This window comes from Sphingobacteriales bacterium (assembly GCA_016700115.1).
GTDB lineage: Bacteria > Bacteroidota > Bacteroidia > Chitinophagales > UBA2359 > UBA2359.
This window is the reverse complement of the sequence record CP064999.1, coordinates 2,034,237-2,048,464: the sequence shown is the minus strand read 5'-3', so window position 1 is coordinate 2,048,464 and position 14,228 is coordinate 2,034,237. Positions and strand designations below refer to the sequence as shown.

The window sequence follows — 14,228 nt, the reverse complement described above, 5'->3', positions numbered from 1 at the left end:
AATAATAGGAAAAGTACCTATAAACCCAATATATTATGATAGTTGATATAACCACTATGCCCAGTGCGCCCAACCCTACAACCGGCGATTGGTTACAGGCTTTTTATGAAGCCCAATTATCTATGCGTGATAACATATATGGGGGGGGTAATATATTTCCCTCCGGGAATCTATCATTTCAGCAACACCCTTCAGGTTTTCGGTGCACCCATCATCAGAGGCGCAGGTCCTAACAACACCTTTCTGCTTGTGAACGCCCCGTTTGCTCCTCATCCTTTCGATAGCGGTCTTTCATTGCCGGCAGACGGTTTGATTGTTCATTTCAATAATGGTTTAGGTACAGGTTCATTTCTCAATCACCCCACTTTGCCTATCGGACCTGAAATTGATTTTGTTTGGTCACCGGGATATGATATTTTGGAGTTTATAGATGAAGAAGGCAATTTCCTCACTAATGCAGAACCCACTTTAGAAGACTTTTCGCTGATTTATAACAATACATCAGAAGTTTACCAAAATCCCGCCAATCCTGATTTTGGATTTGGACATGGAATGGTACTACATAAACGTACTGCAATCAACAATTGTAACATTAGAGGCTTCCCGGGAGATGGTATCAGATTGGTTGGTACTAATTTCGGAAATTTTTTTCTTGAGGGGCAAAGAATATGGGGGCTATTTTACGAAATTGACGGCATAATGATAGCCAATCCTCCTGACCCTGAACATATTCTAAATCAATTAACCCCCACTCCTTTACCTGATAATTATATCCAATTCAGATATTCGGAATATGTAGGAATTAGTCCGGTACCGGATATTGATACCAATCTCACTGATTTAGAAATAAACTTTTTGCATCTTGTTAATAAAACACAGTTAGACGGAAGTACCGTATTAGATAACTTAGAAATTGAAATACTTATTGGAGGTGAAGATTTATCTGTTTTGCTAATGCCTTTTTTGAGGTTTCTTCTGGACCAATTGCTGCCAATTCAGTTATATTTAGTATTAATGCCGATACCGCATCGTTTCCTTTTGGACAATTTCCTATTCGGATAAAAGCTACTTATGATGGCAGTATTAATGCCGTTTCAGAAGTGTTTTTTGTTTATGCCTGTGACAATGTCAACAACGGATACCCAATTAGCGTTTACACAAATGTCAATGTAAGTCAGATATACAATTCCCGTATCAGCCATTGTAAGAGAAACGGACTTTATGTGGCCGGAATTGATGCCAATGCAGGCGCTATAGTAAGTTTGAACACAGTCCGCAATGGAAGTTGGGGAATATTTGATAACAGTGGATTGGGAAATACTTATCTTGGTTGTCATAGCGAAGGAAATTTAACCGGCGCTTATACTACGGGAGTAGAAGCGGTGTAAATTATAACTTGTTTATCGGTTGTACCGGCGAGGGGAGGGTGTTGCTTGAAATACCGGCACAATGGATAGGAGGCAGTACGGAATACAGCCCAAATTATTTTCCTGATGGTGTGTGGCGGAACGGAGCGTCTATTCTTCAACAAGGCGGTATTTTCCCGTTATACCGTCAGGTAGTCCGATTTAGAAACTCGACCGGCACCACTCCCGACCCTGAAGACGGAGTTTTTGGGGGTGCGGGCGTATTTTTCGATGCAGGTCCAAACGCCCTGTTGATATCTTAGGATTTGGACATACCAACTCCCGAGAATGGGCTTTGTCGGTAAAAGAATTACCAAATATTGGTACAGGCAATAGCAATTATTATGTATTCAACGAAGCCAACGCTGATGCTGGCAGAGGTTTGTCCCTATCCGGATTACTAACAGGAGGTGAAACTCCGCCCGGAATGCCTTATTTTTTCAATCCCATCCTGATGAGTAAAAATGACGAGGAGGGTGAAAAGAAAATTAGAATTACGGTAGGTGAGGGACAGCCCGTAGCAGAAGCAGTACATGTGGACGGAATTCCTTATGGTTCTCCTCCATATTTACAAAAAATAGTCGGTAATGTAGGAGATATTCACTTCAATAGTGCTCCTCTATATTTGGGAGAATCCTCTGATAATGACGAACGCGACAATGTAGCATGGATATGTACAGAGTCCTTCAATTTCAACTCCGAAGTCCCAGAGGACTCTATTGAAGCCATATGGAAACCTTTTTGGTTCATTTACCCATAATTACAATACCATGAAAAAAATTTCAATCTCTTTGTTGGCTGTTCTGCTCTGCTCGCAACTTGTATTTGCACAAGTTTGGGTTAGCCACTTCAAATCAAATGCATTATCAAACTCTGATGTGGAAGTCTTTGATTTATTCGAAATGGATGACGGAAACTTTTTGAGTTCTGGTAGGAAACCGGGCATGGTACTTTTAAACTCAGAAACCGGCGATACTCTTTGGACATCTGATATTGCTCAAGGCCAAGCCGTGCGTACAACTGACGGTGGTTTCATGTTTTATAACACAAAACTGAATAGTAATTTTGAAATTGAATGGTCTATTACTGAAAGCATATACGGTTTGGGGGGCATTTGGGAAATAATTCAAGGTTCCGGAGATTTAGTTATATATTCCGGCACATCAACAACATTACTGTTGGGAGATGCATATTATCCGTTTGAATATAATTGTATCTGGTCTTTAAACAGTGCTACCGGCTTGTATCCAAGTTCAGTTAATTTTCTTGCTCTTCCCGTACAAACTTTTGATAACTGGTCTTCAGGACCTACTAATAACGACATAGTCCCTTTATTAGACGGAAACGGTTGGATGGTTTTTGCACATTGTAATTATTGCGATGGTTGCTTTATCAAGGTTCCTTATTCTGGTTCGATAAGCCAAAGTTGCGTTGATTTGTGGGAAGTTGATACCCGAACTATTATCCATGCCAATGAAGGAGATGGTTATATCGTTACCGATGGTTATCGTATAATTGCAAAGGTTGACCTAAATGGCAATCATGTTTGGACCAAGTATTATCAAACCACGGTTCCACCTGTCGTACCCGGTGTCTATGGTTTTCATAGCATCATCAGCACCGGCACAGACGGCTATATTGCCGTTGGAAGAACTTATTCAAACCCAAAACCGAATCTTTGGATTGTCAAAATAGATAATAACGGCAACCTGCAATGGCAGTCTGACTATATCAAAATTAAAAACTACAGAACTGTCGGAAGAACCATCCTCAAAACATCAGACGGAGGTTATCTTATAGGTGGAGTAGCAGTACAACTCGCCTCGCCTTATTATTTAGGCCACCCCTTCTTCGTAAAAATGGATTCCACCGGAAATTGCCGTCCGCAGGCCGCTTTTATCCATTCCATAGACAACTACACCCTAAACATAGTAAGCAATACCTCCACCGGCGCACACGAATATACCTGGTTGTTCGGAAATTCGGATACCGCCCAAACTGCTACTCCTGTTTACACCTACCCCTATCCCGGAACCTACAACCTTTGCCTCGTCGCCACCAACCCCTGCGGTAACGATACCCTTTGCACCCAAATTGATGTGGCTACTGGCATACATAAGCCCGATAATCCCATTCAGTCCATAACACTATATCCAAACCCTGTTTCGGCAAATCAAAACATCTATTGGCAGGCAGACGGTATTTCTTCGGGTGCTTCCTTAGAATTGCGGGTGTTTAACCTTACAGGCAATATCCTCTACCGGGAGCAACCCAACCAACCTTCCGGAATCCTGCCATCGCATACATGGCCGCCCGGGCTTTACTTTCTGCAACTCATCACCCCAAACTCCCAAACTACCGTGCGGTTGGTGGTTTCGGGGGAATGATATTTAATTCATTTAGCTTCAACCAATTAATGAAGATTTTAAGGGCAATAACTATCAGTTTACCGTGAGGTTGGAATTAGAATTTCAACAAGACTTTTTTATTAAATCTTTAAGAAGTTGATGTGTATGTTATCAAGCTTCTTGGATGATGAAGCTGATTAGCGAACCCGAAAGGTTCACACATTTATAGAAGCTATATAGAGCGTTATATACGACCCCATTCGGGTCGAATAGGTTGTTGAACGGCTATGTTCTATAAATGTTTTATCCCTTCAGGATAATTGGGTTGTTTCATTGTTTTTCAAGACTTTAACACTTATAACGGCACCTCGATTTAACAATCTATCACACGTTAATCAAAACGGGAGGTCGCAGAAATACCAAAAAAACATGCGAATTGATGGCACTGGTCGAAAAACCTATTACCTAAATCCTGCTGAGTTACAGCTTAATAACTAACAACTAAAATGCAGTTGCAATACCATTTTTAAGGTGATACCATCTATTCAACCTGAAAGCCTCTTCCCACGCATTAGAGACAGTATTCAATTGAAAAACGATGTAGTAATTATCGGTATCGGTTTGTTTAAAAAATTTTGTGCCATCTTGACTGGCATAAATACCGTTAGCGCTTTCTGCCTGATATGGAGGCAGGTTTTTAAAAGCGCTTTTACTCATTGTGCCTTTATATTGCCAGTTAGCTCCTCCATCGGAAGTGCTCCATAAAAAATTGGTTTCGTCTTCGCAATTATAGACAACGGTGCCAAATTTCACATCGTTCATGCGAAGGTAGGTCGGATAACAATAATGTTCGTTTTTGGGAATATTACCTACCTCTTTCCATGCAATTCCTTTATTATCGGTTCGGTATAGTGTCAATGCTCCGGGGCCTTCAACATAACCCATAGTCATCATAAATGCGGTTTGCTCGTTGACAAATTCGAGATAACGGATATCATACCCATATTCTCCTTTAAAGACCTCTGTCCAGTTTTTACCGCTGTTATCCGAACGCAACAACAAAGTCTGAGCATACATGTCACCCTTGATTCTGATATACCCATGAAACAAAAAGTCATTTTGGGTAAGAGGTAAAATATTGCCGTGAATTTCCACCGAATCGGTAGGATAAGGAAGTGAAAACTCCTCTATCGGGTTGGAAAAGGTTACTGCGGCAATCTGTAGGTTTGGAGTATTTCCCTGTGGAATTCCTTGTCGCTGTTCAATCAGTAATTCCAAAGCAGAAATGGGCATCTCTTTCACAAAAGCGCCTTTAAATCCGGATGCTTTTGCAACTTTCAAAGGTTCATCCGCAGCCTTGCGGCTGGCAAAAGTACCTACAAATACTTTGGTGGCAGTATTCGTTTTTTCAGTATAAATATTGCCGATACTGACCAATGGCAAAATTTCGTTCATTGGTATTTTTCCGCCAAATACCCCTACTTGTACCAAAAAAGCTTTGGATTGGTCATTTTTTCGGGATGGTTGTACCCCCCCCTTGTTTCCATTATCACCCTGTATCAAATCCAAATTGTCATAAATCGTAGGTACATTGTCAATTTGTCGCTCTACAATGAAAGCATCAGAAAAACCTTTTGCTTTTACATCCTTTAGAGTCTTTTCGGCATCAACTCGCATAGCAAATTGCCCCAACAGATATCTTTGCTGGTTCTTACCGGTATTTTCGATATAAATTGCTCCTAAATTCTTGACCTGCTCTATTTGATTTGTGGGTTTCTTTGAAAAAACTCCTAATTGTACAAAGAAAACAGATTCTTTCTGTGCTAATGCCTGCTTTGCCGGGATAGTAAATGCAGCAAACAGGAAAAGATATAAAATACAGGTATAACCCTCCAATTTTCTTATTAACAATTTCATAAACCAAATTTTAAGATATGAAACCCAAAATACAGTTGTTTGGGTTGAGATGGCCGTTTTTTAAAAAAATACCTTAGCAATAACGGATTTAACTAACGTATTGCTAAGGTATATCTAATTTAGATCGGGTAAAACCCCTAAAACAAATTTGGAAAAGAGATTAGATATGTAGCTTGGCTTTTTTCCCAAGCAGTACTTCGTCCGTTTCTCTGAAATCAGGATCAGGTACACAACAATCTACGGGACAAACTGCAGCGCACTGCGGCTCTTCATGAAAACCCATACATTCTGTGCATTTGTCGGGTACAATATAATAGTAATCCTCCTGAATAGGGGTAAATCTGTCTGAAGCATCCACAATACTTCCGTCCAACAAAGTTACATCTCCTTTAATGGTAGTGCCATCTTCAATTGCCCATTCAACACCACCTTCATAAATAGCATTGTTAGGACATTCGGGTTCACAAGCACCACAGTTAATACATTCGTCAGTTATCATTATAGCCATAGCAAAAGTATTTTTATGAGGTTGTAAATTTAAGATGTTATTTTTGCTTTTTTGAACACTTTTGGTCTTAAAAATTTTATTAACCAATTAAAAAACATGCAACAATCTTCCCGAATAAAGGTTTTGGCAGCTTTAGGTGAAAAACTTAAAAATAAAGAAGCAGATTTTGATAGTGTGGTGAACCAATCTTGTGTGTCAAATCCCTGGTTTACTCCTGAAAGTGTCCGTCAGGCCGTTGATGCTATTACTACACGCTATCTCAACGAAAACAATTTGTACAAATGGTCAAGCCGTTACAATATACCCTCTTCTCCTGTTGAATTAAAGACCATCGGATTGGTGATGGCTGGAAATGTGCCTTTAGTCGGGTTTCACGATTTTTTATGTGTATTTGTTGCCGGACATAAGGCAAAGGTGAAGCTATCGGGGAAAGATGCCTTGTTGTTCCCGTTTCTGATAAACCTGCTCAAAGAAACAGACCCGGAAGTATCCTGCTATATTGACTTTGCAGAACAGTTAAACGGGTTTGATGCTGTTATTGCTACCGGCAGCAATAATTCTGCCCGTTACTTTGAATATTATTTTGGGAAATACCCCCATATTATCCGAAAAAACCGGAGCTCGGCTGCCATTTTAACCGGCAACGAATCTTCGGATGAAATCCAAGAATTAGGTAAAGACATTTTTCAATACTTTGGATTAGGATGCCGAAATGTATCTAAATTGTTTGTGCCTGTTGGATATGACTTTCCTAACCTGCTGTCTCACTTAGAGTATTTTGCCGATGTAAACCAACACAATAAATATAAAAACAACTTTGACTACTACTATTCTATTTTCATGCTAAATGGTCAATTAAAATACGCCTCCGATTTTTTGGTTTTACAGGAAAACAAAACTGTTGCATCCCCGGTTGGAGTTTTGCACTATGAATACTACTATGATAAAGCCGGTTTATACGGCAAACTTATGGAGCAGGCGGACCAAATTCAATGCGTCGTTGCCTCTCCTGAAAATTCTTTGGGCGTATTAATTCCTTTCGGTCAGGCACAATTACCAAATTTGTGGGACTATGCTGATGGTGTGGATACTATGCAGTTTTTATCGGGCTTATATAACTGAATACAACCCCTTAGAAATTGTATTTCATAAAACCATATCCAAGGCTTGTTTCAGATCTTCAATCAAATCGTCTGCATCCTCTATTCCGACACTTAGCCTCAATAAAGAATCGAGCACCCCGGTTTTCTGTCTTTCTTCCAAAGGGATCGAGGCATGAGTCATTGTAGCTGGATGCCCAATCAGTGATTCTACGCCGCCCAATGACTCGGCCAAGGCAAACAAATGGGTGTTAGACAATACTTTGGTGGCAGCCTCAATGGTATCGTTTTTAAGGGTAAAAGACACCATGCCTCCGAAGCCCCGCATTTGTTGTTTGGCAATTTGATGGTTGGGATGTGTTTCGAAACCCGGGTAATTCACCTTTTTAATTGCCTGATGCTGTAAAAGAAATGCGGCAACCAAAGCCGCATTTTTACAGTGAGCTTCCATTCGAAGATGCAGGGTTTTTAATCCTCTCAATACCAAAAAACAATCCATAGGTGCAGGAACTGCTCCAACCGCATTTTGGTGGAAGACAAGATGTTCATGAAAAGCCTCATCGTTGCACATAACAGCTCCCATAATGACATCAGAATGTCCCCCCAGATATTTGGTTACAGAATGTACAACCACATCAGCTCCAAGATCCAGCGGATTTTGCAAATATGGAGAAGCAAAAGTATTGTCCACACATAGACGCAGACCTTTTGATTTACAAATCACAGACATGGCCGATATGTCAATGATGCCCAACATTGGATTAGTCGGTGTTTCTATCCATACCATTTTTGTATGGTTATTGATAAGGGGCAGAATGCTATTGACATCCTGCATATCGGTAAAATGGAACTTAATACCATATTTCTGAAAAACCCGAACAAATAAACGATAGGTGCCACCATATAGATCATTGCCGGCAATCACCTCATCTCCGGGTTGAAGCAATCGCAACACTGCATCTGTAGCTGACAAACCGCTTGAAAAACAAACCCCGTAACGGGCATTTTCAAGTGCAGCCAAATTGTTTTGGAGTACAGTCCGTGTAGGGTTTTGGGTGCGTCCATATTCGTACCCATGGTGTATTCCGGGTGCTTCCTGAACATAGGTTGAGGTTTGAAATATGGGAGTCATGATGGCACCTGTAGATGGATCGGGCGAGATGCCGGCATGTATAACTTTGGTTCCGAATTTCATAAAGAATTGGTACTTTAAATAAAAATATTGATACTGCCTATAAATGACAAGCCGGACAAAGGTACAAAAACAACCCGATTAATTTTTAAAGCCATATAGAACGGTAAATGAAAAAAAACACTACCTTAGCATCTGTAATTATATAAAGCAACAGCCTCAACGTTTCTTTGATTTTAAAAAAGGTAAAGTCATGCGCCATCTGTTAACCGCACTTCATCTTATATCGGTCATGTTTTTAATCTACCTGTTGTTCATCAGCGGGTTTAGCCTCAATACTCCTTCAACCAACAAGGTTCAGCAACATGTCAATCAACCTCCCATTCCCACAAGTTTGACATTTGCAGGCGAACCTGTTCCGCTTTATGACAGGGAAGTTCGTGAGCGATTAGACCGGGAAATCATCAATGTAACTCATCAACATTCCAGTACCATCAGGGTGATGAAACTGGCATATCGTATCCTTCCTGAAATAGAAGATATTTTACGCAGAAACGGAATACCCGATGATTTTAAATATCTGGCAATGGCTGAAAGCGGGCTGGAAAACGTAACTTCCTCCAAAGGGGCAAAAGGTGTATGGCAATTTATGGAAGCTACCGCCCGTCAATATAACATGGAGGTAAGCGAAGATGTGGATGAAAGGTTGCATCTTGAAAAATCTACCCAAGCAGCTTGTAATTACCTGAGAAACGCCAATCAGCGATTGAATAGCTGGACAATGGCAGCAGCAGGATATAACAGAGGCGTATCGGGTATGAATGACCATACTGACGACCAGTTAGAAAGTAGTTTTTACAACCTATACTTAAATACCGAAACTTCGCGCTATATCTTCCGTATTCTGGCATATAAAGTGGTCATGACAAATCCCCATGACTATGGTTATCACTTTACAACCGAAGATTTCTATCCCAAACAAGCCACCAATCAGGTTGAAGTTACCGGCATAGACAACCTGACAACTTTTGCTAAAAGCTACAATACCAACTATAAAACGATAAAACTACTCAATCCGTGGATGCGTACCACTTTCCTGAAAACCAAAAAAGATAAAACCTATCTGGTTAAAGTGCCTGTTTAATTGCCTGGGTCTCAAAACTTCATCCAACTATGTCTAAATCTCTATTGCTCATATTTTTTATAGTTTCTATCCAAACCCTCGTCTCTGCCCAAAATCCACCATCTGCTGAAATTCCTTTGGTTGATGTTGACGGTCCCGAACAAAAAGTTTGTGTAAGAGATGATGTGCCCTACTTAGATGCCATGATACTGGCCAATAAGCCCGCAACATTGCTTTCCATCAGAACGCAGACTCTTCTGAGAATGCAGGAAAATGCAGGCTCTCCGTATTATATAGACAAACGGAATTATGCCCATATCGAAGTAGGGAACTTGTTTAACCCCTTACAAAAACACGCTGTTATTGCCTATTTGTCTGATGCCTACCTCCTCGGAAATACAAAGGATTATTACTTAAACCTCTATGTTTATGAGGTAAAAAACAATACGCTCTTTCAGGTTTTTAAAGCCGAAAACCTAAGCAGTTACTACCCAAACGTAGGGGTTGAAGTTTCCGACTTTAACCTTGACGGTGTTTCAGATATATTGGTAGCTACAAGCGAACCGGAATGGTATCATGGAAACAGGCCTACCGGCACTTATTACCATTTGTTTCAATACACCCCACAAGAAAGTACCTCTTTGTTTTCATCCATTCCACTGATAACTCCAATCCCAAATCCAAAATTTATCAATCCACAGGTAGTTTTTTCCCTTTCTGACTGCGGTTGTAGCGGGTATTGTTGGTTTTCCAAGCTCTATTTGCTTCAAGACAATGCCACACGACAAATAGCTGAGGCCGGGCAATATTGTACCAACATGGCTCAGGTTTTTCATTTTAAAGATCAAAGCAAAATAGTGATTGCAGAATTAATGCACACAGAGGCAGGAGACAGCCAGTTTATCGAAAGCGTTTGGCGCGAACTAATGCCAAAAATTCTTCCAAACGAACCATAAACAGTTTTTAAAAAGGTTTGTCATCTTCATGCATATCTGACAAAGACATACACAAAATCCTGAACATAAATTTAGTGATTAGATATAACAACGTTCTGCCAATTACTCAAATTGAACCGGTTTAAATCCCTGAAGATTGGTTGAATTTAGTGGGAATTAATTGTATGTTCATATCATGTATTTTACAAAGTTTTATTACAATCCGGCTTACGTTGTTGTAAAAAAAATGCGGTCTATTCAGAGAATTTTCTTTTTTGCTTTGCCATGCCCTACCGATTATTTTCGCTTTTGATGTTGCTTTTTTTTATTTCAGAAAACCTCCTGATTGGGCAAAACACCAAATACCGGAAGACATACCTTCAACCCTGGGAACAACGACCTGATTTTGAACATACAATCAGCCCTGAATTTTTGGATCAGGATGCCGTCATTTTGTCTGAATCTACCGAATGGACTTTCAACAACCGATTCAACAGTACCTTAGTTACTACTCACAGACGGGTTAAAATTTTAACCGCCAAAGGCATAACAACCGGTGCAACTATCAATATCCCGGAAGTAACCGACCCTTCATCTGAATTTTCAGACCTGACTGTATATCACCGAAAAGGTATTCATCGTCCCAAATTTTTTGACTTAGAAATCATCCATTTCAAAGCAAGAATTTTAAAACCTGACGGTCAGTTGAAAATTGTATTGCCGGAAGATACCATCCAAACAGAAAAATTACTGTACAGCAATCGTGACCGTTTCGCCTATTCTTATCACTTCACCATCCCTCAAGCCGTCCCGGGTGATATTGTAGAGATTTCTTACAGTTGGTATCTGCCGTTTGTTTTTGACTGGAAGCGTATTTTTCTGCACCTACCCTTACCTGCACAGACCAGAACATTTCACCTGACAGTACCTTCGAGAGAACTGTTGTTGTTGCATCTTCACAACGGACTTCCTGCTCCCGACACGCTATTCAGCACAAAAGCCCCTGATTTTAACCACACCTATACCTGGAAATTAACGAATTTGCCGGCTTGTTTGTATGAACCAAATGCCCGTCTTTATGCCGACCTTCCACATTTAACCTTCTACCTGCACAACAAAGCTTTTGGGATTCTCAGAAACGATGAGTTTGTTGCTTTTAAACCCTACACATGGAATTATTTTTCTTATGATATGGTGTCGTTCAGGGATATAAAAATCCATAAAACCAAGCGTTTTCTAAGTTCAAAAGAATTAGCGCTGAATAGTTTTTTTTCGGAACAAACCCAAAATATAGACAAAGATCAAGCCTTTAAGCTTATGGAAAAACTACAAAAAACCTTAGCAGAAGAGTTTGAATATATATACGAACAAGACTATTTTAACAATAACGATGAGCGCATGGCAAAAATCGGTAGCAGCAGGCGCGAGATTATTTTGAAAGAACTGAATAAAGACCTGCAATTTCAGGGGCCTTTTGACCGCATCAGCAATCAATTATACGCCCATGTTTTGACAGAAGGTTATAGGGGCTTGACCGATGCTAAACGTGAAAAAGTGGCACTGGGAATCAAGAATAAACAAATGTTAAACATCAACCGGTATGTTATTTACGAAGGTTTGCTCACACGAGTTAAAAAGGACTTTTTCAGGGTTTTGGTTTCAGATAAAAGAATTGGAAAAATCAATCCCGATACTTGTCTGCCCGTTTTTGGGCAAGTATTGATGTATTCTTTTCAATCCAATAATGAATTGACTTTTGTTTTTCCTAAAAACAGTCGTTTCGGGTATCAGTTGAATGAGTTACCGTTTTACTTAGAAAATACTCCTTCTTTACATATTTGGCAAATGGCAGACAGTCATCTCAACCCAAAAACTACTCAGTTTTTCCAAACTCCGGTAACAAGCTTGATCTATAATTTCAGAACCTCAAACATTCATGTTAAAGTAAACCTGAACACTAATCAACTTAATTTTAATTCGAAAATAACTTTGTCCGGTCAATATTCAACCCTTATCAGAGGGTTTTACCAATACAATGTTATCGATTCAACTGTAAATCCGGGGTATTACCGTCATTTATCAAGACTTAGTGATAAAAGCACCCCATCTGCCAAACCAGAAATCCAAATCCAAGAGGGCTATCCGTTTAAAACCGAAATCCAACTAAATTATAAGGATAATTCTCTGTTAACAAAAGTCAACGACACCACTTATAGAATTTCTCTAACCAACTGGATACAACATGTTATCGTAGAAGGTTTAAATGTTCGCAAGCGCACACTGCCTTTTTATTCCGATTTTACAGGAACTGACACTTATAACTACTATTTAGAGTTTGACCGGGATATCTATATTGAAGCATTTAAAGATTTACCGTTAGCTATCAACAATGATTTTGGCACTTACTCATTTGACATCAGGCAAACCAAAGAAAATAGTATCTCAATTCAATCTGTTTTTAAAACTAAAGCCGAGCGAATTCCTGCAGATGGCATGTTTGCTGTCGAGGAAGTATATAAATATATCAGGCAGATGGAGAATGCATCAGTAACGATTTTTGCCGGCTCAGGGAAAGCCGGAAAGCAACCAAATAAATAGATTGGTATAATGGCCTGTTGCTGCTAATTCACACCATAACATGGTTTGGTTTTTTGTAATTCCACCGGATGAGTGTTTAGATCGAAACTGTAAATGAAAAAACCCCTCTGCTATTATTAAAACAGAGGGGTTTAAATCCGCATTGTTAATTGCAGATGCCGGGATTAGTTGCCCGAAACACCAAGAGCTCTAAGGGTTTCGACATTAAGATTTCCTACCGGCAAACCATTGTCTTTCTGGAATTGAACCAAAGCTGCTTTAGTACGCGCACCCATGACGTTATCAAGCGGTCCGGGGTCATAGCCTTTGTTTTTAAGTGCTTTTTGAACTTCCAAAATTTTAGAAGCCGTAACTTTAGCTTCGCACAAAACTTCAACCCAATCGGTAAAACCACCGGTTTTAACTAATTTTTGGCTGGTCAGGGTGCTGTATTCGGCAGGGATTTCCACTTCTCGTGTAGTAGCCGGAGAGCGCAAAACCTGTTTGGTGATGCTTTTGTATTCGGCGGGAACTTCGCTCTCACGAGTGGAGGCGGGGGTTTGAACCACTGCTTTGGTAATGGTGCGATATTCGGCCGGAATGGGAGTTTCGGTAGTGGCTGCCGGTGTTTTCAATACCTGTTTGGTAACAGTTTTGTATTGAGCAGGCACTTCAGTCAAACACCATACCTTACATTTTTCAGGGTCTTCGTTCAGACAGTTTTTGTCTGCTTTTCCTTGAACCCATTTTGTAGTGGCGGGAGAGATCAACATCTGTTCAGTAATCGTTTCATAAACAGGGGGTACATAATCCAAGCGGCTGCCGGCTTCTTTTACCAACATCTGCTCTTCAACTGTGGTAAAAGTTGCAGGTACAATTTCAAGTACTTTATAGCCTTCTTTAACCAAAATCTGCTCTTCTACCGATTCGAACACAGCAGGAACTACTTCAATACGCGATGCAGCCTCTTTTAACAGGATCTGCTCAGTTACCGTTTCATACTGATCGGGAATCAAACATTTTGCATAGCATTTACCGGCTATTGCATTGGGGGGTAAATCCCCGTCGGCCTGCGCCATTGCTATGCTACTCAACAACAAAGTAGCGCAAAGCAGCAGTAAGTGTGCCTTTAAGTTTCTCATTCAATTACAGTTTAAGTTGTGAAATACGATTATTTGCAAT

Annotated in this window: 13 protein-coding genes; 9 read left to right on the top strand and 4 right to left on the bottom strand. The window is 40.2% G+C overall.

Annotated features, from left to right (window positions below; genetic code table 11):
- Positions 1-138 precede the first annotated feature (138 nt).
- From IPM47_07280 to IPM47_07260, 5 genes are read left to right on the top strand one after another with little or no spacing between them, the layout of a single operon-like run.
- Positions 139-1,062: a hypothetical protein gene (locus IPM47_07280; GenBank protein ID QQS30722.1), complete on the top strand. Its 924-nt coding sequence runs from the start codon at positions 139-141 to the stop codon at positions 1,060-1,062.
- A 38-nt stretch (positions 1,063-1,100) separates the two neighbouring features.
- The gene (locus IPM47_07275) at positions 1,101-1,388 is read left to right on the top strand and encodes a hypothetical protein (protein ID QQS30721.1); all 288 of its coding nucleotides are present in this window, start codon (positions 1,101-1,103) and stop codon (positions 1,386-1,388) included.
- A gap of 8 nt (positions 1,389-1,396) precedes the next feature.
- Positions 1,397-1,669: a hypothetical protein gene (locus IPM47_07270; protein QQS30720.1), complete on the top strand. Its 273-nt coding sequence runs from the start codon at positions 1,397-1,399 to the stop codon at positions 1,667-1,669.
- Positions 1,670-1,701: 32 nt separating this feature from the next.
- Positions 1,702-2,166 carry a hypothetical protein gene (locus IPM47_07265; protein QQS30719.1) on the top strand — a complete coding sequence of 155 codons (465 nt, stop codon included), beginning with the start codon at positions 1,702-1,704 and terminating at the stop codon, positions 2,164-2,166.
- A gap of 10 nt (positions 2,167-2,176) precedes the next feature.
- Positions 2,177-3,793: a T9SS type A sorting domain-containing protein gene (locus IPM47_07260; GenBank protein ID QQS30718.1), complete on the top strand. Its 1,617-nt coding sequence runs from the start codon at positions 2,177-2,179 to the stop codon at positions 3,791-3,793.
- Between the two features lie 462 nt (positions 3,794-4,255).
- Here IPM47_07260 and IPM47_07255 read toward each other — a convergent pair whose 3' ends face one another.
- Positions 4,256-5,671, bottom strand: a complete 1,416-nt coding sequence (locus IPM47_07255) for an SPOR domain-containing protein (protein ID QQS30717.1) — start codon at positions 5,669-5,671, stop codon at positions 4,256-4,258.
- 160 nt (positions 5,672-5,831) lie between these two features.
- The gene (locus IPM47_07250) at positions 5,832-6,179 is read right to left on the bottom strand and encodes a 4Fe-4S dicluster domain-containing protein (GenBank protein ID QQS30716.1); all 348 of its coding nucleotides are present in this window, start codon (positions 6,177-6,179) and stop codon (positions 5,832-5,834) included.
- 96 nt (positions 6,180-6,275) lie between these two features.
- Between IPM47_07250 and IPM47_07245 the strand changes: the two genes are divergently transcribed.
- On the top strand, positions 6,276-7,301 hold the full coding sequence (locus IPM47_07245; protein ID QQS30715.1) for an acyl-CoA reductase: 1,026 nt from the start codon (positions 6,276-6,278) through the stop codon (positions 7,299-7,301).
- A 24-nt stretch (positions 7,302-7,325) separates the two neighbouring features.
- Here the strand turns inward: IPM47_07245 and IPM47_07240 are convergent, their stop codons facing one another.
- Complete coding sequence (locus tag IPM47_07240) at positions 7,326-8,474, bottom strand: cystathionine gamma-synthase (protein ID QQS30714.1); 1,149 nt, start codon at positions 8,472-8,474, stop codon at positions 7,326-7,328.
- Positions 8,475-8,664: 190 nt separating this feature from the next.
- Here IPM47_07240 and IPM47_07235 point away from each other — a divergent pair, with 190 nt between their 5' ends.
- The 3 genes from IPM47_07235 (at position 8,665) to IPM47_07225 (ending at position 13,067) form a co-directional block, all read left to right on the top strand.
- Complete coding sequence (locus IPM47_07235) at positions 8,665-9,555, top strand: lytic transglycosylase domain-containing protein (protein QQS30713.1); 891 nt, start codon at positions 8,665-8,667, stop codon at positions 9,553-9,555.
- 29 nt (positions 9,556-9,584) lie between these two features.
- On the top strand, positions 9,585-10,490 hold the full coding sequence (locus IPM47_07230) for a hypothetical protein (GenBank protein QQS30712.1): 906 nt from the start codon (positions 9,585-9,587) through the stop codon (positions 10,488-10,490).
- 264 nt (positions 10,491-10,754) lie between these two features.
- Complete coding sequence (locus tag IPM47_07225) at positions 10,755-13,067, top strand: hypothetical protein (GenBank protein QQS30711.1); 2,313 nt, start codon at positions 10,755-10,757, stop codon at positions 13,065-13,067.
- 164 nt (positions 13,068-13,231) lie between these two features.
- On the opposite strand, the gene IPM47_07220 is transcribed toward IPM47_07225, so the two are convergent.
- Complete coding sequence (locus IPM47_07220; GenBank protein QQS31413.1) at positions 13,232-14,125, bottom strand: peptidoglycan-binding protein; 894 nt, start codon at positions 14,123-14,125, stop codon at positions 13,232-13,234.
- Between the last annotated feature and the right edge of the window lie 103 nt (positions 14,126-14,228).